The 20771-nt window shown below is 65.6% G+C and carries 13 protein-coding genes; 5 read left to right on the top strand and 8 right to left on the bottom strand.

Annotated features, from left to right (window positions below; translation table 11 throughout):
- Positions 1 to 28: 28 nt before the first annotated feature.
- Positions 29 to 631, top strand: a complete 603-nt coding sequence (locus tag AB0B89_RS01545; protein ID WP_358546486.1) for a DUF6879 family protein — start codon at positions 29 to 31, stop codon at positions 629 to 631.
- Positions 632 to 832: 201 nt separating this feature from the next.
- Here the strand turns inward: AB0B89_RS01545 and AB0B89_RS01540 are convergent, their stop codons facing one another.
- From AB0B89_RS01540 to AB0B89_RS01530, 3 genes are all read right to left on the bottom strand, one after another.
- Positions 833 to 3343, bottom strand: coding sequence for a DUF262 domain-containing protein (locus tag AB0B89_RS01540; protein ID WP_358546483.1), 2511 nt, complete (start codon positions 3341 to 3343; stop codon positions 833 to 835).
- 321 nt (positions 3344 to 3664) lie between these two features.
- The gene (locus AB0B89_RS01535; RefSeq protein ID WP_358546480.1) at positions 3665 to 4561 is read right to left on the bottom strand and encodes a serine/threonine-protein kinase; all 897 of its coding nucleotides are present in this window, start codon (positions 4559 to 4561) and stop codon (positions 3665 to 3667) included.
- Entirely contained in the window at positions 4558 to 5682 is a 1125-nt protein-coding gene (locus AB0B89_RS01530) for a DEAD/DEAH box helicase (protein WP_358546477.1), read from the bottom strand. Before AB0B89_RS01530 ends, AB0B89_RS01535 begins: the two co-directional genes overlap by 4 nt.
- Before the next feature lie 122 nt (positions 5683 to 5804).
- On the opposite strand from AB0B89_RS01530, the gene AB0B89_RS01525 reads away from it, so the two are divergent.
- The gene (locus AB0B89_RS01525) at positions 5805 to 6368 is read left to right on the top strand and encodes a hypothetical protein (RefSeq protein WP_358546474.1); all 564 of its coding nucleotides are present in this window, start codon (positions 5805 to 5807) and stop codon (positions 6366 to 6368) included.
- A 322-nt stretch (positions 6369 to 6690) separates the two neighbouring features.
- Here the strand turns inward: AB0B89_RS01525 and AB0B89_RS01520 are convergent, their stop codons facing one another.
- From AB0B89_RS01520 to AB0B89_RS01510, 3 genes are read right to left on the bottom strand one after another with little or no spacing between them, the layout of a single operon-like run.
- Positions 6691 to 11826, bottom strand: coding sequence for a class I SAM-dependent DNA methyltransferase (locus tag AB0B89_RS01520; RefSeq protein WP_358546471.1), 5136 nt, complete (start codon positions 11824 to 11826; stop codon positions 6691 to 6693).
- 5 nt (positions 11827 to 11831) lie between these two features.
- Positions 11832 to 14627, bottom strand: coding sequence for a helicase-related protein (locus AB0B89_RS01515; protein ID WP_358546468.1), 2796 nt, complete (start codon positions 14625 to 14627; stop codon positions 11832 to 11834).
- A gap of 23 nt (positions 14628 to 14650) precedes the next feature.
- Positions 14651 to 15667 carry a serine/threonine-protein kinase gene (locus AB0B89_RS01510; protein ID WP_358546465.1) on the bottom strand — a complete coding sequence of 339 codons (1017 nt, stop codon included), beginning with the start codon at positions 15665 to 15667 and terminating at the stop codon, positions 14651 to 14653.
- A 337-nt stretch (positions 15668 to 16004) separates the two neighbouring features.
- Between AB0B89_RS01510 and AB0B89_RS01505 the strand changes: the two genes are divergently transcribed.
- A complete protein-coding gene (locus AB0B89_RS01505) occupies positions 16005 to 16574 on the top strand; it encodes a YciI family protein (protein ID WP_358546462.1) in 570 nt (189 codons plus the stop codon).
- 31 nt (positions 16575 to 16605) lie between these two features.
- Here AB0B89_RS01505 and AB0B89_RS01500 read toward each other — a convergent pair whose 3' ends face one another.
- Complete coding sequence (locus AB0B89_RS01500) at positions 16606 to 16905, bottom strand: hypothetical protein (protein ID WP_358546459.1); 300 nt, start codon at positions 16903 to 16905, stop codon at positions 16606 to 16608.
- 99 nt (positions 16906 to 17004) lie between these two features.
- Between AB0B89_RS01500 and AB0B89_RS01495 the strand changes: the two genes are divergently transcribed.
- Together AB0B89_RS01495 and AB0B89_RS01490 are read left to right on the top strand one after the other, a co-directional pair.
- Positions 17005 to 18657, top strand: coding sequence for an alpha/beta hydrolase (locus AB0B89_RS01495; RefSeq protein ID WP_358546457.1), 1653 nt, complete (start codon positions 17005 to 17007; stop codon positions 18655 to 18657).
- Between the two features lie 73 nt (positions 18658 to 18730).
- Positions 18731 to 19204: a hypothetical protein gene (locus AB0B89_RS01490; protein WP_358546454.1), complete on the top strand. Its 474-nt coding sequence runs from the start codon at positions 18731 to 18733 to the stop codon at positions 19202 to 19204.
- A 16-nt stretch (positions 19205 to 19220) separates the two neighbouring features.
- Here the strand turns inward: AB0B89_RS01490 and AB0B89_RS01485 are convergent, their stop codons facing one another.
- On the bottom strand, positions 19221 to 20597 hold the full coding sequence (locus AB0B89_RS01485) for a helix-turn-helix transcriptional regulator (RefSeq protein WP_358546452.1): 1377 nt from the start codon (positions 20595 to 20597) through the stop codon (positions 19221 to 19223).
- Positions 20598 to 20771: the final 174 nt, after the last annotated feature.

Genomic DNA, 20771 nt, shown 5'->3' with positions numbered 1-20771 from the left:
CGCGACACCGACCAAAATCGGAGGAGTCTTGGACCCGTTCCACCACCTTCGGACCGCCGGAGGCGAGGTCCTTCCCGTCGCCGAATACCAGGAGGAGTTCGACAAGGTCTACGCCGCCGCGAGCGACACCGTCTGGAAGCTGGAGCGAGCCCAGGAGTTCCACGAACCCGACGTCGAAAGCTGGCAGGCCATGATGCACGGCGACTGGAAACGCTCCATGGAACTGCTCGAAGACTGGCGCCCACCGCTGGAGGAGCAGTACGCCACCCATGCCGAGTTCCGCCGGCTGCGCATCGTCGAGACCCCGATCACGCCCTACCTGCAGTGGGAGATCAACGGGTTGGCGATACGGGTGTCGACGGGTGAACAGGTCAGAGTCCTCCCCGCGGGCGCCGTACGCGACTTCGAGCGGAACTCCCCGGTGCCGGAACTTGTGATCTTCTCTCGCTCACTCTGCTACGAAGTGCTCTACGACGCGGCCGGCGGACACACCGGGGCGCGCAGGGTGAGCGATCCCCAGGTGATCGGGCCGTGCCTGGACGCGCTCATCCGCCTGTACGACCAGGCGGAAGACCTGATCGCCTACCACGAACGAGAAATCGCGCCACTGCCCCCACCGGCGACCACCTAGGAGACACGGCGCTCCTCCTCCCACTCGCCCTGAGGGCGTTTCCTGCCCCGCAGACGCCACAGCGCGGTGCCGCCGCGCGAACTGGAGTCGGCCCAGAGCCCCCTGGCCTTGAACGGCGGGGAGGGCTGGTCACGTCGTCGACAGACCGACACACCAGCTCTGTAGACCTCTGTGTCCGTGCCCGCGCCTATTCGGAGTCCATCACCCCTTGGCGCGGGTCACGAACCAGTCGAGTGAGGAGACCACCACGTCCCAGACGGCATCGTTCGCCATCAAGGCGATGTCGAACGAGGGGTACAGCTCCAGCTTCGCCGCGGGCAGGTCGACACCGGGGGCCTCGTTCACTCTCCGGCGCAGCTCGTCCCGCAGGACGGGATCGTTGAACGGGACGCGCTTCTTGTGCGTGGCGAACGGCACCTCGACCGTCTTGGAATAGAAGCGGACGATGGGAAGGATCTCGCTGCCGATTCTGATGAAGGGCGCCGCCGACGCTCCTGCCGACCGTCCGAACTGCACTTCGCCACCGCGGCCGCGCCACCACTCCAGGAGGCGGGAGACCGCACCTGCCGCTTGCGGCCCTTTGGCCTCGCCCAATTGCTGGAAGAAGCGCTGTTCATGCTCCCCGACTTGGGAGAAGTCCTCATCGGCCGCGAGCGCCGCCTCACTGAGATCCACCGCCCCTGGAAGCTCCAGCAGCTCTGCCAGCTCCCGGGCCGAGATCCGCTGGGCGGGATCCGCGCGGTCGGCCTCGTCCAGCCTGATCCCCTCGGCACGGAGCACCTCGTGCACGTCGCGGTCGTCGTTCTCGTCCGCCCAGTGGAATCCTGTGGAGACCTGCCCGTTCGCGGTAAGCACCCGGTGAGCGTTGAGCACACTCGAAGTGGAGAGGTGCACACCGACGGGCACGGCATGTGATCCGATCAGCTCCGCCAGATCTCCATACGTCGTCCAGGTGCCCGCCGGCAGTGCCGCGAGCGCGGAGTGCAACAGTGTCCAGTCACGCGAGGGACCAACCGGGCCAAGGTCCAGCGGACTCGGCCAGATCCCTATGGCCCGCGAGGCAAGCTCGTCGGCACGGGACTGGATCTCCGCCTTGCCCCACCGCTCATGCTTGGCGATCCGCTGGTTCATGACCAGACCACTTTGGCCGAGGAATTCACGCTTCTTCGCGAACGGCATGTTGCTCAGCTCGGAGTTGTAGCCGCTGAGAGTGAGGTTGCCGAGGGTGTGGACGAGCTCCTTGTGAATCCGGTCGGCATCCCCGTCGGCGGCGAGTTGGTCCCGCCACTCTGCGGTCGGGCTCTGTGGCAGCACATGTTCGATGGTGATCTTCTTATCGGAGAGCTCGACCGGTTCCTTCCCGCCGTAGGACTCCTCCAGCCTTCGAAGCACGAGTTTCTGCTGGGCGGTGCGCCCCTGCCAGTAGAACGCCCGGCTCCCGATGTCGGTACGGAACTGCTCGTCGGACGACCAGTACAGACGAGCCGGTGACAGGCCGGTACGCACGACGTCGGCCACCGGGTCTTCGCCGGTCAGCTCCGGGGTCAGACGCATGAAGATCTTGTTGAGATTGCCGGTGGTGACTCCCCCGATGAGACGGCGGACCAGGAAGCTCTCAATGTAACGCTGCGCCTCGATCACCTCGTCCTCAGTGGCCTCGCCACTCTCGTGGAGCTCCAGCAACCGCATGATGACGGGGTAGGCGGTATTGCCTTTCCACTCGTTCAGGAACCGCAGGCGCGCGTCGATCTCCGACTCGCCGGTCGGCGCCAGAATCCGCTGGAGGTAGCGGGACCGGCGTGCGAGATCTTTGACGTACGCCTCGACTCGGTCCTCCACGTGCTTCTTGTCCATGGTCACGGAGTGGAGCAACTCCTGATGACCGCGATAGGTGTCGTTGTACTGGGCCTCGTCGCCCCGGTCGAGGATCAGCGCCAGGTACATCAGCTGGTCCATCCCCTTGGAGCCCAGCTTCTCCTGCATGGGCAACCAGTAGGTGTCGTAGACGAACTGACCCTTGGTGGGCAAGTGCATGAAGACGTAGTTGCGGATGAGGTCGACCTGGCTGAGCTGCATGCCTGTGTTGTTGATGGACTCGAAGATCCGGAAGGCGTTGTCATCGCCCTCTACGACGATCTGCACGAGGTTCAGCCGGTTGAGCACGACGCTCTCGATACGCGCGATGTCGTGCGGGTCCGCCGGGTCGTCGACCTCGACGAGCTTGGTACGGAAGAACTGGTAGGCGGGCGCGACGAGGCTCCTTGTGGCACCGAAAGGCTGACCTTCGACGCAGTCTTTGTACGCCTGCCGATCCGCCTGGGTGGGCAGCAGCCGGTAGCGAGTGTCACCGGGACGAAATCTGTTGATCAGATGGGTCTCGTTGATCCGCTCCCGATGCACTGGATCTTCGGCGGCCTGATGATCACGTAGAGCGCAGAGGGCGACCATCAAGGTCGTCAGCCGCTGCTGGCCGTCCACCACCAGCCACTCCGGGTTCCCTGGCGAGTTGTTGGGGCCGGGAGCGAGGACCACCGAGCCGAGAAAGTGGCTGTTCTCCTTACCTTGCTCGATTCGGTCCGCCTGGAGTTCGATGTCCCGCCATAGGGTGGACAACTGCCCGCGTTCCCAGGAGTACGGCCGCTGGTAGAGGGGCACCAGCAGTTGCTGCTCGCCAGCGATGATCCCTCGCAGCGTCGTCTCGTTGGCTTTCACACCGACCCCTTCGCAATGCCACTACCCGAACAAGGCAAACGATCTTTGCACAAACGAGCCTGGCACGTAAACGGATTGCACAGAAAACCCATCCCTATCCACCGACTCCGGCGCGCTACAAGTCGCCAGGTACGACAAATCAATACCACTCACACATACCTCACATATCAGGAATATGTCTCATGGCGTACTTCATCGAGACTGCGGCGAGCCGGGGTACTCACGGAATAGGCAGGATCGCACTCCTGATCGGATCGGTGCGGACTTTCAGAACCCTTATAGGTCACCGTTGCTGCCGACAATCCCTCTATGGTCTTGTACTTACTGCCGAAGCGTCGCGGCGTACATGTGGGTCGGGTGGGTGGACAGGTCCTTGTCGATCAAGCCTGGGAGCGGTGGCGGGGATTGAACTAGAGGAAGGAGAGTGGAGAAGACGGACTCCGCGCTTTGCGGGCGTTCTCCGGGCGACTTGGCGAGCAGGTGGAATGTCAGATCATGGAGTTCCCTGGGGACGTCGGAGCGGCCCAGAGGTGGCGGTGTTTCGCTGCGGCTGCGGTAGATCTCGGCCATCAGGTCGGACGCGGCGAAGGGGCGTAAACCGGTCAGCAGCTCATACAGCAGGCACCCCACGGTGTACAGGTCGCTGAAGCGGCTCGCCGAGGCACCGTCCAGCAACTCCGGGGCCATGTAGCGGGCTGTGCCGGGTACCGCGCCTGACTGGGTGATCCTGGAGAACTCCTCTCCGGTCAGCGCCGTCGCCACCCCGAAGTCGATCACCTTCACTGTCGCATCCGGGAGCATGACCAGGTTGCCAGGCTTGACGTCCCGGTGGATCAGGTCTGCGCCATGCGCGGCGGCCAGCACAGCGCAGACCTGCGCCTTGATAAGCGCCACCCAGGGAATGGGCAAAGGCGAGTGCTCGTCGATCAGGTGCGCGACCGTGTGGCCGTCGAGGTACTCCATGGCCAGGAACAGCCGGCCCTCGTCGCTCCCGAAGTCGTACACGACGGGCACGCCGGGGTGCCGCAGGCGGGCGGTGATCCGCGCCTCGCGATAGAAGCGCCGTACCGCCTCCTTCCTGTCGGCCAGGTCGTCCTCGTGGATCAGTTTGACCGCGACGGGCCGGTTGAGTCGCAGGTCAGATCCCAGCCATACCTGACCCATGCCCCCTCGCGCGATGGGCTGGGACAGTTGGTAGCGCTCGGCGATCGTCTTCACGGCAGGAACCTGCTGCGCCGGCCGTTCCAGGAGATCACCAGCGAATCCCGCGCCCGCGTGCACGCGACGAACAGCAGGGAGCGGGCCCGCTGGAGCTCACGCCGATAGCGCAACGCATCACCTCGCTCGTACTGAGCGACCCGATGTGAGGGCACAAGCCCTTCGGCGACCCCCGCGATGATCATCCGCTGGTATTCCAGCCCCTTGAACCGGTGCATCGTCCCGATGTGGACCGCGTCGTACAGCTTCGGTCCCTCGGGTCCGATGGACGCGGCGATGATGCCCGCCTTACCAAGCCGATTCTCCACCTCGGAGACCATGGCACGCTCGGCCCCCAGCGGCCTCCCCTCCCCCTGGCCGGAAACCGTCGAATGGCCGGTGGCGGCGGCGAGGCGGCGCAGCAGCATGGCGACATCGGTGCCCTGCGCGCCGTCGTAGGTGTGGAACTCGTCGACCACGACGTACGCGATGCAGGCGTCGTCCCAGAGGGGGAGGTCGTCGGCGCGCTGGAGCAGCAGGTCCAGCATTTTGTAGTTGGTGATGAGGATGTCGGGCGGGTTCCTGCGGATCTCCGCGCGTTGGGTCATCACCCGCTGGTAGCCGACCTCGGGGGTGTCGCCGATGTAGAGCGCGGCGGTGACCCGCTGGAGGTCGGGCTGCCGCAGGTACTCGTTCATCCGATGGGCCTGGTCGGTGGCCAGGGCGTTCATCGGGTACAGCAGTACGGCCTTGACGCCGGGCCTCTGCTCGGCCCGCTCGCGCCGGCAGTGGTCCAGCACCGGGAGCAGGAAGGACTCGGTCTTGCCCGAGCCGGTACCTGTGGTGATCAGCGTCGGCTGGGGGGCCTTGTTCAGCGAACTGAGCCTCTGGAAGGCCCTGGCCTGGTGCCGGTACGGCATGAAGTCCTGCGGCGCCCACCCGAGGGCGTCCCGCCAGCCCTCCTCGGCGGCCCGGAACGGCGTACGGATCCGCAGGTACGGCCCGCGGAAGATGCCCTGCTCAGGATGGGTGAGAAACCGTTCGAGCGCCTCGCGTACGGGCTTTTCGGCAAGGGCGAACGTGGTCGTGAGGAACTGCGTCAGATTCCGCTGTAACTCCTCAGCCGCCAGCGTCGGCTTCACGCCGCCCTCCCATGAAGTTGTGCGGCTAGCGCCTTACTTTGTCCGCCTATAACCCGAATCCGTGTTCGGAATCTCCGTTGCATTCGAGCTTCTTTTACTTTAAGTGACGATAACCTTACCCGGTGCTTACCGCGTACATCGACGAGAGCCTCCGTCGCCGCCCCGACGACTGCGGCGTCTACGCCCTGGCAGCCGTCATCGTGGACTCCACCGATCACGACGACATCCGGGCAGTTCTGAGGTCGCTCCGCCTGGGCAAGAACACCCGCCTGCATTGGAGAGAGGAATCCTCCGCACGGCAACTCGCGATCAGCGAGAGGCTGGCGGACATGCCGATACGCGGCATCGTCGCGGTTCACCTCTACGGGAAGGACACCCGAACCGAACGAGCGCGCCGGAGGTGTCTGCAGAGATTGCTGGTCGAACTGGATGGGATGGCGGTCTCGACAGTCATCGTCGAGAGTCGCTCTCCCGGCCAGGACCACCTGGACCTCTTGCTCCTCATGGCTGCCCGCAAAACGCACGGACTGTCGAAGAACATGGCGGTCTCGTGGCAGTCCTCTTACGAAGAACCGCTTCTCTGGGCTGCCGACAGCGTCGTAGGGGCCACCACTTGGTGGCTGGATGAACGCACAGGCTGCTTCGATCTTCTGACCGAGCAGGTTCACGTGATCTGCCTCGACTGAGGGCAGACAGCGCGAAGGCCGGACGCCCGATTCCATCGGGAGGCCCGGCCTCACTTCCAACACCCACCGGGGGTGCGGCACTCCCTAGTGTGCCTTACGGAAGGTGACGAGGCAAGCGCAGAGGAGAACTCAAGACGGTACGGCCGTCGTTCCTCCAGCAGATCCATACCGGGGACCCCTTCGCACGCCGGCCCCCCGAAGGGCTCTGAGCGGACCCCGGCCCCGCCCACCGGTTCCCCGTTCGACCGCGACGCGGCCGGCCTATCGGCTTCACCGGCCTGCCGAGACTCCACCGCGGCCCGGCTCCCGCCCACTCGGGCCATCACTCCCCCGCCTGAGCTTTGCGCAGTCGCTCACTGAAAACCGCACGAGCCTGCCGATACTCAGCTTCCCGATCCGCCTTGTAGAACGGCGCGGCGTATCCCTCGGGCACCGGTCCCCGAACCTCCGGATCGAGGTGTGCCATCAGTTGCTCGAAATGCTCCTTAGTCTGCCCGTATCCGTACGTGTTGTGGTTTCCGGCGATCTTCCGGCCCTTCGCATCAAACCAAATCCGCGCCTCATAGTCAGACAGGACCGGATAACGAGAGCGGTAGACCGCGACTAACTCTCCAGCCGAGATTCCAAGCCAGAGCGCGACAAGGGCGTCCAATTCCACCAAGGCTGCCCGTCGCTCCCGCTCGGTCCTGAGCGGCGTTGCGAACGTCCACTCCGGCGCGACCTTCGTCACGTTTCCAAGCAACTCCAGATCCGGCCATACAACGGCCCATTTCTCCTTTGCCCACGCAGGATCATAGAGCTCTCCCCAAAGCGGAGCGTAGGCGTCGGTGAGGCAATTCAGCCGAAGCGTACGGAGCAGGAGCGCCGAAGCAAGTGGGTGATCGGGATCCGCAGCGGGCAGGTTAAGCGCATCACCTGTCTGAAGATCGGCTCGGCCGGTGATCCGAAGCAGATAGTCCACTGGTAGCGCTGCCCAGAAGCCAGCGGCCAGCACGGTTTCCAGGTTGTTTCGTGCCGCGAGCGTATACACAGCGTGGACGTGAGCCGGGCCGGGCGGAATCAGAGCAGCGAACAGCGACCGCTCGTTGGCAAGAGGAATCATGCGGCGCCACGCGAGACGATAGAAGTCTGTGCACCGCCGGAGCACCGACTCATGGTCCACCCAACGGTCTTGAGCAGCAAAATAAGTCTCCTCATTGCAAGCTCGCTCATAGTTGGTGACTGGAACAGCATCGCGAGGCAGCGTAGTTAGGTTCCAAGACGAATAGTCGTTCTTGTTTCGGCAGGGTACATTAGGCTGCTTGTTGAAGGGAGTGGCCTGAGCGAAGTGCGGCCCCTGCAAGATGGCGTCATGGAGCGAGCCAGGATTACCGGTCCGCCATCGAATCAGGCCATCTCTTTTGCCATTCGCCTCATCGTAGCCGCGAGTGATCCGAGGGCCGTACGCACCCAGTCTGATCTTGTATGTAGCAAGCGCATTAATAGCGCCCGCTTCTGCGGTGGTCACCGGATACAGAAGAGGAGTCTGTTCCACTGGCGCGGCACCCGGATCCGTGAGCTGCTGCCAATTTGCCAATACATCGCTATTCACACGTAACAAACGCGACTGATGTGGCCGAACATCCCAAGTGCGATTGTACTTCGTACCCGGAATCTCGCCAGTCCCGTCGTGGTTGAGCGACAAGACCAGCGTCGCCGGATCGAAGAGCCAGCTCATATGTATGAATTCTATTCTTTCCCACGGGCGCCCGTAGATATGAACACCAAACTCCAGGCGATCCTCACCATCAAAAAGGAATCGGGAATTCATGAAGTGGCCATGCACGCGCAGGCGAGGATAGGTCTCCGCCCGCAACCGGCCTTCCTTAACTCCCGCAAAGTGGGTATCGGGATGGATCATCCCAGCAGTGCCATATCGAGCAAGGTTGCCCCAGATGCGACACATAAAAGCACGATAGAGGTCGGGCTGAGTACCCACTAACAACACATAAATGGCCGCAGAGCCGAGGAATTCGACCGCTGCAGTGTTAGTGGCTAGTTCACCCAGGAAATAGTCTCGCGAGGATTTCTTTAGGAGTACAGCCGCCTTGCGGTCCCGCCAATCCTCCATACTGGGCTTCTCCGCAAGCTTGAACCACGGCGCCAGTTCGGCGAGGACCGGCGCCTCTTCCCAACGGGGACGGACCCAAGGGGGGTTTCCGACTTGAAGATCGAACCCACCCCTATTGAATACCTGGGCATAATGGAGTTCCCAGTGGAAGAAGCCCTGTTGGTCGGTGGTGTCTTCGATGGTGCCGAGCCAGGGGAAGTGTTCGGCCAGTTTGTTGGGGGAAGCCATGCCCATCCAGAGAGGCAGCTGGTCTTCGTACGCCTCAAGATCATTCAGGCTGGCGAAGTTCGAGGCCAGGGAGTCTTCGGGAATGTCGGCGCGGCCGAGGAGGGATTCGGCGAAGTCGAGCCAGTCGTCGAGGTCGGCCAAGGGGATGACCGGGCGGAGCGGCTCGAAGGCCGGGCGCTTGCGGGTGGGCTTAGGGCGGGAGAAGGTGCGGGCTTCCTTGGCCTCGTGGGCGAAACCGTCCAGGGAGAGTTGCTCGTCACCGCTGGGGAACAGCGCGCTCTGGTGACCAATCCGGAAGCCGATGGTCTCGTCCGGGTCGGGGCCGACGGGGGTGGCCGTCTGGACCGAATCCTGGGGACCGGGCTGTGTGGCCGCCGCCGGGTGAGTACGTCCCGCGTCCGTCCTCGCCACGACCGGCGTGACAGCATCTGATCCATAGTCAGCTGCGTTAGGCGGCGCCAGCCTCGTATAGACCGGGTCGGTACCGTCGAGGAGGGCGGCCTTGTCGAGGGGCCAGAACCAGAGGGCGCACCAGGCGTCCATGACCTTCTTCAACCGCCAGTACGGAGTGCCGGGGGCGACGAGGTCACCGAAGACCTTCTCCTTGGGAACGGCGTCGCCGGGCTGGTCGATCCAGTCGGCGCCCCAGACGTCGATCTTGCGGCTGATCTCGCGCTCGGAGATGGCGAGGCGCTGGATGACCAGGTCCCAGAGGTACTCGGCCCGGCCGGAGAGAGCCTGGAGGCGCTGGAGCTGGGAGAGCTTCCGAGCACCGGACTTCTTGTCCGACGGTGATCTGCGGATCTGCCTGCGCCAGTCGGCGAGGCGCTTGGTGTCCTCAGGCGCGAGCTCCTTGGCTTCCCTGGCTCCCGCGACGGCTCCCCAGCCCTCGGCGGGCAGCAGGAAGTGGTGCACCTTCCCGGCAGGCAGCGGGCCCGCGGAGAACGGGACGTCCTCGGGGGCCGACTTCAGCCACTGCCCCTTGGCCAGCGCCGACGGGTCGTACACGCGGCGGCCGGCGCCGATGAGGGAGTTGCCCCTGCGCAGGTGCAGCCCGAACCAGGGGGCCTGGAGGCCGGGGTGCATGACGTTCAGCCAGACGGAGACCTCGGCGAGCTCGATCGCGGTCTCGTTCAGGTCGACGCCGTAGGCGTTGTGCAGCGCGATGTACGCCTTGACCCGCTGCAGAGTCTCCTCGTACCTCTCCGGGTCGACGCTCTGGCCGAGCTCCTTCTGACGCCGCCTGAGGTATTCGGCGGCCACCTGGTTGATGGCCTCGTTGAGGAACGCCCCAGAGCCGAGGGCCGGCTCGCAGATCTTCCACTCCAGGATCTCGCGGGCGGTGGTGACCGTGCCGTCCTGGTCGAGCCGGTGCCGCAGGGCGAGCTGGACGGTGACCTGGGTCAGCGGCTCGGGCGTGTAGTACGAGGCGCTGGTCTCGCGGTCACGCCCGGCGAGCCGGTAGACGAACGCGCCCTCGGGGTGGTGCTTGTACCCGCCGGTCGGGTGCCCATCCTCGTCGAGTTCGGGAACGAAGACGTCCGAGGGGTAGTCGTCGACCTTGGATGCCGGGATCGTCCAGGTGCCGCCGTGCGGGTCGCCGTGCTTGGCTACCTCGTACAGCTCCTCGGTGGAGATGAAGCCCGTGTACGACATCAGCCCCTCGTACACCGCGCCGAGCTGGTTGATGCCGAGTTGCGCGTACGAGATGAAGCCGCCGCGCTCCTTCCTGCGCCCCTTGGTGAGCATGAGCAGGCGCAACACCTTGTGCAGCGTCTCGTCGCGGAGCCGGGTGTCGATCGTCGGCGTGTCCGGGTCGTCCTCGTCGTACCCGGGCACGGTCAGCGCCGTACGGCCGATGAGCTTGATGGCCTCGGGCTCGAACAGCCCGGAGCGGAGCGGCTCGAAGCGCAGCCCCTCGCCCTCCGAGCCTTCCGGCGCGGTCCCGCCCCGAGGACGGTGTCCCCGGTTGACCAGGCCGAACAGCTTGTCCAGCGACTCGTACAGGTGGAAGCCGTGCCTGGCCTCCTCTCCGGACAGGTCGCGTACGACGAGGTCTCCGAGCCGGGCGAGGCTGTATCCCTTGGTGTAGTCATCGTCGTCGGTCGGCAGAATGCCGTGCTCGGGCCGCGCTTCGGCGTACAACAGGAACAGGATCCGGTAGAGGTAGCGCAGCGCTTCGCGACCCAGCTCCTTCGCGAGAGCTCCGGGCTCCATGACGTCCTCGGGCCGCACTTTGACGGGCCCGTCCTCGGTGGGACGTTCGGCCTGGCGGATCCGGTCGAGCACCTCGTTGGCGATCAGCTCGACCGACTGCTGCAGGCCCCTGCGAAGCTCGGTGGAGACGCCGACGGCGTGCTGGCGGGAGCTGGTGAGCAGCTCGTCGAGCTTGTCGGAACCGCCCTCCTCGGGAGGCAGCAGCGAGTCGGCGCCGAAGAGCGCCGCGATGGTCTGCAGCTCTTCGAGGTTGTTCCGCCCGAGCGCCACGTCCAGGCTGACAGCGATGTAGCGTCCCTCGCCCCAGGTGGCGCGGTCGGCGAGCACGACCACTCCTCCGGCGAGGATGAGTACGTAACGCGGCGGCGTGTCGCTCGCGAGCAGCCACGAGGCCAACTTGGTCACCGACGTGACGCTCTCGCGGTTGTCGAGTCGCACAGGGAACAGCACCCGGCCCGAGCGCGCGTCCAAGGCGGCGTCCACGTCGGCGGCCCAGCCGCATTCGACGGCCACCAGGTGCTGGTCCGCGTACGCGACCTGGACGGAGTACTCCTTGCCGGCCCGCGCCACGGTCACCTCGCGTGGCCCCGTCTCGAAGGCCAGGGCCCGGAGCACGTCGCCGTGCAGCTCGGTCAGCTCCTTACGCCACTCGGTCTCCTCGTCCGGGCTGACGGCGTCGCCATCGCGCAGCCGTGCGTCGAAGTCGGCGAAGAACGGCCGATCGGCGAAGTACGGCCTGCCCAGGGCGCGCAGTCCCCGGCGCGGCGTCGTACGGCCGGCCTTCTCCTCCTCGTTCCAGCGCGCCAGCAGGCCTTCTTTCTTCTTGAGTTCCTTGGGGAGAACCTCGGCCAGGTAGTGCGCCGAGAAATAGTCGCCGCGGTTGACCAGCGAATCGAAGCTCATGGGGTTCAGCCTTCAATCAGTACGGCGAGCACTCGCAGCAGCGGTTCACCGGTGGTCCGTAAGGAGTCGATCAGGCGCTGCTGCTCGGCGACGGTCTCGTGCACGTCGGCCGATCTGCGGCCGAACTGGGAGGCGTGCACCCCGTCGAGGGTGAGCTGCTGCCATCGGGTGAGCTTCGCCCGGTAGGCGTCGAGCGGCTCGACGATCTCCTCGTCGTAGTGAGCCCGCCGCTCCTCCAGATGGGCGCGGGCGACCTTGACGGCGGGCTTCACCAGGTCCTGGAGGCGCTGGAGGTCCAGCGGCTGCACCGGGTTGTTCATCCCCGGCCCGACCTTGGCCTGGTGCAGGGTCGCCACCATGTCGTGCAGGACGGGCGCATCCGTGAGCCCGGTGATCGCCATCCATTCCACGACCGTGGGCTGGCCGAGGGCGTTGGAGTAGATGCCCTGGATGAGGAAGGTCGGCTCGGGGACGTTCGCGATCAGGACGGGGGCCTTCTGGCGGCCGAGCCGTACGAGGACCTTGTCGGTGAGCCACTCCACCATGGGGTGCAGGTCGGACAGGTAGGCGATGTCCGGCCACATGGTCTTGGTCCTGCGCGCCTCGTCGAGCTTGCGCTGGGCCAGTGAACGGCTGAAGGTGACCTTCATCCGCTTTCTGACGTCATGGGTGCGCAGGTAGGACGCGGGCAGCGCGGACAGCCGGTGGATGAGGTCGCCGGGGGGTGTGAAGGCGAGCATCTCACCGTCGTCCTCCAGGTCCTTCAGGAGGCCGAGCGTGCGCACGCCCTCGCGGACGAAGTCTTCAGTACTGCCGAACAGCTTCGGCACGTCCGCCCTTAGCGGCTCGGAATCCGTACGCGTGCCCGCTGCGTCAGGGAGGTCCGCCGGGGCCGTGAGCAGGCCGGCGAGGACATCGAGACCTTGGTGGGCTTCCAGGGATTCCTCGACGGTCTTCCCGTCGAGAAGGTCCTGGATGAGCCGGCGTTCCTCACGCTCGGCGCGGTACTCGCCGGTCACCGCCTCGGCGGTGCCGAGGCCGCGGTGGGCGGTCGCCTCCTTCTCCAGGAGCTTCTCCGCGACCAGCGTGTCGTCCTTGGTCCCGGGCACGCGGGAGGTCAGGATCAGCGCCTTGAACTGCGGCTGGTGTCGCTGCCCGTACCGGTCGACCCGGCCGTTGCGCTGCTCGATGCGGATCAGGCTCCACGGCACGTCATAGTGGATCAGATGGTGACATTGCCGGTGGAGGTTGACGCCTTCGGAGGTCACGTCGGTCGTGACCAGCACCCGTACCTTGCTGTCGGCGAGCGAGAACCGCTCGATGACCTCCTGCTGCTGCTGGTCGGTGAACCCGCTGCCGAGCATCATCTCGACAGCGCCTTCGGTGGTCAGTCCGAGCTTGGACGGGAGGACCCGGGCGAGCCACTTCACCGTCTCGACGCTCTCGGAGAACACCACCACGCGCCGGTCGCCGCGCGGCCCCACACCGATCTCGGTGAGCTGACCGACCAGGGCGGCGAGCTTGGCCGAGTCGGCGTCGCTCACCCGGGCGGCGAGCCTGCCGAGGGTCTCCAGGGCCTGCCGCTCGCGCGGCTCGGGCGGCTTGACGGTGTTCTTCAGCCGGTTGGTCACGGTCTTCGCGAGGGCGTGGTGCGAGGAGAGGAAGGCCTTGAGGAGGGTGTACGGGAAGAGCCGCCGCTCCTTGCTGACCGGCGCTCCTCCCTCCCCCTGGTCACCGGCGAGCCAGACCCGGGTCAGCTCCTCGAAGATCCGTTCCTCCGGGTCGGAGGCCGCGCATCTGACCGGGACGGACGGCCCCCGGTCGGGCCACTTGGTGCCGATGTGGTTCCGTACCTCAGGGTCGATCTTGGTACGGCGGATGTAGAGGTGCCGGATGTCCTTGGCCGAGTAGTCGTCCTCGTCGACGATGGCCGCCGGGTCGAGCATGCGGACCAGCTCGGCGAATGACCTGCTTTCCCCGTTGTGCGGGGTGGCACTGGCCATCAGCAGCGCGTCGGTCCTGCGGGCGAGGAGCTTGGCCAGCTTGTTGCGCAGGCTGCTCTCGCCGATGAGGTTGTGCGACTCGTCGATGACCACGGCGTCCCAGTGGATCTTCTCCAGGTGCTGGCCGTGCTTGCCCTCGTTCTTGAGCGTGTCGACGGAGACGATGATCCGCTTGTAGTACGTGAACGGGTTGCGTCCGGCCGGGATCTCCCGCTGGATCCGTTCGATGCCGACCGAGTCCAGCCGGATCAGGGGGATGGAGAACCGGGTCCACAACTCGTGCTGGAACTGCTCCAGTACCTGCTGCGGTGTGACCACCAGGATGCGGTCGCCGCGCCCCCGCCTGATCAGCTCGGCGAGGATGAGCCCGATCTCCAGCGTTTTGCCGAGTCCGACGACGTCGGCGAGCAGGATGCGGGGGCGCAGCCCGTTCAGCGCCAGCTCGGCCGGGCGCAGCTGATAGGGCAGCGGGTCCAGCAGGAACCGGTCGGGCAGCGCGAGGCCCTTCTCCGTTTGCGGCAACGGCGTCCTGCGCAGGATCGCCTCCAAGAAGAGCCGGCTCTTGGCGAAGTGCGGCGTGTCGTCCTGCTCCAGGGCGGTCTCTTCTGGACGCATCAGCTCGACGTCATCGAGATCGGTGAAGAACACGGCGTCCTCGTCACGGACGAACTCGGACGCGCCGACCACGGTGATCCGGTGGTGCCTCGTGTCGTGCTTCACGGGGGTACACGTACGGACCATCCACTCCGCTTCGCGGATCCAGACCCGAGCGCCGGGGGGAAAGGTCGTCTCGGTCACTGCTCTCCTTCAGACGTGGACGCTCAGAACGTGGCGTTGCAGGCGTAGGCGCCGCGCAGCCGCTCGGCCAGCCGTGCGACGACGGAATCCGAGTGGAGGACGTGGGTGAGCTCTCGCCTCCTCGGCAGGGGCGGGTCGAGCTCGGGCGGATCGGACGGCCGCTCGACATACGTCGCCACCGCGAGCCGCCGGATCGCGACGGGCAGGGTCCCGCCGTCGCGGGTGGCCAGGTCGGTGAGCATTGCCCTGGCCTGGGCGAGATCCGGGCGCACGGCGGGGTCGTACGCGAGCATCGCGGAGATGATCGGGGTCATCTCCGCCGGAAGTCCGTCCAGGTCGGGGTGTTTGCCCGGGTTGGCGATCACGAACAGCAAGGCATGCAGGTTGTCTGCCTTGTAGGGGTAGTGCTTGGTGAGGGCGAACAGCATGGTCGAGCCGAGCGCGTAGACGTCCGTCTTCGGCGTCAGGTTCTTCGGGGTGTTGATCTGCTCGGGAGCCATGCACGCGGGCGTGCCCAGCATCGATTCGGAGGTGGTGAGGTCGGTCGGCCCTTCGGCGAGCGCCACCAGGCCCATGTCGATGACCTTGGGGCCGTCCCTGCCGAGCAGGACGTTTCCCGGCTTGAGGTCCCGATGAAGCAGGCCCGCCTGGTGGACGGCCTGGAGCGCGTCGGCGAGCAGCACGCCGAGGGTGGCCGCCTGATCCGCGGAAAGGGGGCCCTGGAGGTCGACGAACGCACGCAGGCTCAGCCCTCTGACGTACTCCACCGCGAGCCACGGGCTCTCGCCCTCGTCTTCGGAGGCCTCGACCAGGCTCGCCACGGATGGTCCCTGGATCGTGCGTAAGGCGTCGATCTCCCTGGCGAACCTCGCCCGCACCTCGGCTCGGTCGGCGAGATCCTCCCGGATCACCTTGACGGCGACCCGCTCGTGATCCGGCGTGACACCGAAGAAGACCCGGCCCATGCCCCCGCTGCCCAGCCTGCCTCGTAAGACGATGTCCCCGATCCGCTGGGGATCGGACCGGTCCAATGGAGTCACGCCCACCCGCCTCGCCCAGGATAAGAAGATCGAGCCATCATCCAGACAGGGTAAAGCGAGCGCAAGCTCTGAATCGGTATTGTCGGCAATCACCACAACCACCGCACCCCCTTTATCCATGCGAAAGCAACGATGTCTGATATAGAGCTTTGCCCATAAGTAGTTTCGGACATTAGGCCTATTTCGGGCCGCCATTCCGGATGACGGCCCCCTGCTCGCGCATGACAGATCCCCCCAGGCGAAGCGCTCGCAGTACAAGACATCCTTGTGCATCTAGTTCACAAAGACAAGTCCGGTGGCGGCCGGACGTACGACACCGTGTTGGCAGAGCGCATCCATGGTGGTAGGTACTCTCGGCATGGAGTTCTTCTGTTATCACCGCGATCGGCCTGGCTCCGCGGCGCTGCGCGACGAGCTGCTGGAGGAGCACTGGTCCTACATGGACCGGTACGGGGCGGGGATGATCGCGCGCGGCCCGACCTTCGGCTACGGCAGCGAAACGGTCACCGGCAGCGTGCACATCGTCGACCTCCCAGATCTCGCCACCGCGCGTGCGTTCGTCTTCGACGAGCCCAATTACCAGGCCGGTGTGTACCGGGACGTCGTATTGCGCCGATGGCGCAACGTGCTGGGGCGCACCATGTGGGATTTCCCTGGCGGCCGAGAAGGCGGCAACCGGTATCTGGTGCTGGGCCTCGGCTCCGGGCAGGCCGCCGACCTTGTCCCGCCGCCCGACCGGGACGAGCTGATCGCGTACGGGCCGCTGCTGTCCGACGACGGCACCACCTGGCTGGGTACGGCACTGCTGGTTCGGGCGCCGGACCCGGGCACGGCGCGGGCCGTCCTGACCCTGGACCGGTACGCCGACGTCGAGGTGCACGACTGGGCGTTCGGCGGGCGGCGGTAACGAGCACTTGACCGTCGCCGAGAAGGCCACCTCAGCGAAGGTAGCGGTCGTGCAGGAGCCCTCCGGCCGGACCGAGGAGCCCTTCGAGGATGCCTTCCGGCAGGCGTTCCACGCCGGACCTACTTACGTCGGCGGCCCGGCGGAAGACCTCCGCCCTCTCCCGCAGGCGGCTCGCGACCGTTCCGGTGGCCTGGGTCATCGTGCCGAGCTCGGCCCGTACGCGGTCGTGGTGCGGGCCGTTCCAGCGCATCCGGGCCACCGTGTCGTGAACCGGCTTGAGGACGTCTTCGACGGCTTCCGCAAGATCGTCCGCTTCGTGCGCTAAACGCATCATTTCCTCATATTGCGACACCACACCCCCCACCCCGCGACCTATTTCAATCACCGGGAATCCTTCCATATAGGGCGAAGCGCAGGTAGATTCCGCCCGGTGGAGCCCGAGCGACTGGTCGACCCGGAGGAGCTTGAACAACTGGCGAAACTCCTCACCGATCGGCGGCAACTCGCCGAGCAGTACTACGCGCGCGCCGGCGAGCTCATCGGCCAGGCGCAGGCAGGACCCATGGTCAGCGTGCTGCGCTGGGCCACGGACACTCCCGCCGAGTTGCTGAACCGGGCCTCGATCGCCCGGGCCGCCGAAAAGGGCGGCGACCCGTTCGCCGCGCTTAAGACATTCGGCCTCACGACGTCGATTGGGTCGGTATCGGCCAAGGAAGGCATCCGATTAGGTGATGGCCTGAAAGCTGTTCTCGAAAAGAACAGAACGGCCACCCCTGAGGAACGGGCCGCCGCCGTCCGGACGTACTTCGCCAAGCTGAAGGCGGACGAACGGTCGTGGCTCACGGCCAACCAACCCAACCTGGTAGGCGGCCTGGACGGGGCCCCGAGCGCCGTCCGCTTCGCCGCCAACAAACTGCTCATCGAACGCGACCTCACCCACGAGCAGCAGGAACTCGCCCACCTGAAGGCCACAGACCCGAAGAACCCGCAAATAGCCGTCCTAAAGTCCCGGGTCGCCCGTCTGACCGAGTTCCAGCAGCCGCGCATCACCGGCGACGGCCAGTCCAAGCTCCGCCAGTTCCTCCTCTTCGACCCGGCCAACGACGGACGAGTGGCCGAGGTCTTCGGCGACCTGACCAAGGCGGCCCACGTCGCCGTCATGGTCCCCGGCATCACCAACCGCCTCGACAACTACGACGACATCGCCAAGGACGCACAGTGGCTCATCCGAGACCCCAAGTCCGGAAAGGACTTCGCGGACAGCGCCGTAATCGCATGGCTTGGGTACGACACTCCAGAACTCGGCGACTCCGTTCTCCCGAGCAAGGCACAAGCCGGCGCATCTGAGCTGCATTCATTCCGGGCGGGGCTACAGCTCGCCAAAAGTGCCCTGGTCTCTCTTTTTGCCCACAGCTATGGAACCTTGCTCTCCAGCAAGGCTCTGCAACAGGGAACAGCCTTCGACACGATCGTCTTCATGGGCAGTCCCGGCCTCGGTCCGAACATCAAGAGTGCGGCCGATCTCAAGCTGCCTCCAGGCACTCCAGTGTTCGCGATGCGTGCGCCAGGTGACTGGGTGTCCTACACCGAAGCGCATGGCAAGGATCCTGCGGAACTACCGGGAGTTCAACGACTCGCGACCGGCCGCTCAGCCGGGCACTCGCAGTACTACATGGACCACAACATCGCCCTTAAGAACCTACAGGTCCTTCTCACCGGTGACGGCTCTGTGCAGACGTTCACCGGCTCACCGGAACTGGCTGACGAGAAGAGCGGGGCCGGATTCGCAAGGATGCTTGTCAAGGAGCTCCAGGCCCAGGTGCCTCCGTGGAAGACAGGAGAACTGGGTGCGGCGTTGGAGCAGATCATCAATACTGTGGACCCGAAGCTGTTGGTGGGCCCCGTGACCGGCGGTAAGGAGTCGCTGGTAGCAGCAACGCTCGTGGCGCTCAAGAAGTCAGGACTCGACGGGTACTTCAGCAAGGAAGATGTCGCTCGGCTGATCGGCAAGTCCATTGGAGAAATCGGTGAGGAGTCCCTGCCCATCTTGAAGACAAGGACCGAGAGGGGCTGGTTGCTGTGAACCACCAAGGGATCGGATCAAGAGGACTCCCCGATGCCACGACGCCGCACTCCTTCCAACCTCGGACCTACCTATGGTGACGATCTCTGCTTACCGCAGCCGTGTCCTTGCATTGATCGCTCTTCTCGGCGGCCTCTCCGCCTGCGTGAATGGAGCAAGCACCGCGATGAATCCAGACCAATCCCGCCAGACGCTCATCTCGGAAGCGAAGGCCGTCATCCAAGCCGTCTTCCCTGGTGCGGAGCCGCTGGTGGTTGTGCAGGTGACGGATGCGCCATGCGGGGGCCCAGTCGGTACCGAGCACTCGAAGGTGGAAAGTGGGCTGAACCTCCACTTCGATTCGCCCGACCACACGCTGTCCTCGGAAAAGGTCTTTCAAAAGGTCGTCGATGTTCTCAAACAACGAGGATGGACGATCAACTACACCAGCGACAACGTCGCAGGAGCCGAGCGGAGAGGGTTCGGAGGCATTCAAGCAGGGGTGGGGGATGCCCCCGTAGGGATCAACATCTCCGGGACCACAGAATGCGTGGACAACCCGAAGTAGTGACCGCTGGTGGCCTTTACGTCACCAGTTCCTGCTTCATATAGTCGCGGAACTCCCTGACGGCCATGGTGTGGCCGTACGGGTCCAGCTCCTGATCGAACCGTCTGATGAAGTCGACCGTGCGGCGGGAGGTGAGCGCCTTGGTCGCCGGGATCGCCGGGCGCACCGTCTCAAGAGCTTGCTCCAGTTCTCCCATCCTCAAGTACGCCTCGGCGGCGTGCACTCGATTGATCTGAGCGGAACGAGGAAGACGAACACGGAATTCGGCCACCGCTGCTTCCGCGTGCGCCAGTGCTCCCTGATGCTTCCCGAGAAGACGCCAGCAGTTACCTGCCTCCGCGCCCAACTCGGCCTCGTCGTACCTCGCCGTCCAGGCAGGATCAGTGTCCGTGGCACCCTGTGCATACGCTCGCTCGGCCTCACCCAGGAGATGCTCCACCTGCTTCGCGGCGTGCCTGTCCCCGGACTCACCAGGATTGGCCCGGAGGGCGGTCGCCCAGGCTTCCCTGACCAGCAGCACGGCCATGACCCTTGGCGGGGCCTCCGCGCGGCGAGCGGTGTCGGACGCGGCGCGGGAGAGCCACAGCGCCCAAGACGGCTGATCGATGTGGATGGCCTGCCGGGTAAGCGCGGCCAGCACCCACACTCCCGTGAGAGGGTCGTTGGCGGCTTTGGCCAGCTTGAGCGCTTGCCCGAAGTGCTGCTGCGCCTGGCCATGGTGGTTGAGGTCGAAGGACGTCCAGCCTGCCATCCAGCTCATGCCGGCCGCTGCGCTCAGCAGTTCGGCGCCGACCTTGTCGTCGTAGCGGCCGTGGAGCAGTGGGGTGACGTTGCTGTTGAGGTAGCGCAGGACCACCGGGCGGACCAGGCCCGCGCCGAACTGGTGGTCCATCTGGCTGAACGCCTGGCGGGCCTCGTTGACGCGGGTGACGTCCGCCATGCCGACCGCCCGCCCGGAACCGGCGTGACCGGTGGACGCGGCCGGACTGTCGTACGTCCAGGATGTCAGCCACTCCCCCAGCGCGGCGGGAACGAACGGCAGCGTGGCCAGCAGGTGACGCCGGGACGGATCCATCTCGAACCTCCACAGAAGGTCGGCCGACTTCACCGTAGCCTCCAGCGAGCCGCCCCCACAGTCCACCAGCGGCCAGCAAGGTGTCTCCACGAAGGCCCAGCCCTCGACCCACCGTTCCACGTCGATCGCCGCAACACCGAACACGGCCGCCATCCGCGCCCGGTGCCGCGCCCGTACCCCCTGCTCACCCCGCTCCCACCGCGCCCACGTCGTCGGCGACACCCCGACCGCCTCCGCCGCCGCCTCCTGGCTCAACCCCTTACGCCGCCGCGCCCTGACCAGCTCCGGACGGCCCACCTCACGCTCCCGCGCCCCCATGACCACCCCATCGGTAATCGTGCGATCACTTCCTGTGACGACGATTACACCCCGGCCACCCGCACGCCAAGCCCTTCCGGGCAAACGACCAGAGATCGACCACCTCCGGTGCCGCCCTCCCCCGCTCCCGTCCAACGAGCAGGCAGCCACGTTCATTCGGCCCGCCCGTTGACC

Origin of the sequence: Sphaerisporangium sp. NPDC049002, assembly GCF_040649355.1 — a bacterium.
Taxonomy (GTDB): Bacteria; Actinomycetota; Actinomycetes; order Streptosporangiales; family Streptosporangiaceae; genus Sphaerisporangium.
The sequence above is the reverse complement of the archived record's forward strand: the minus strand, read 5'-3'. Positions and strand labels throughout refer to the sequence as shown.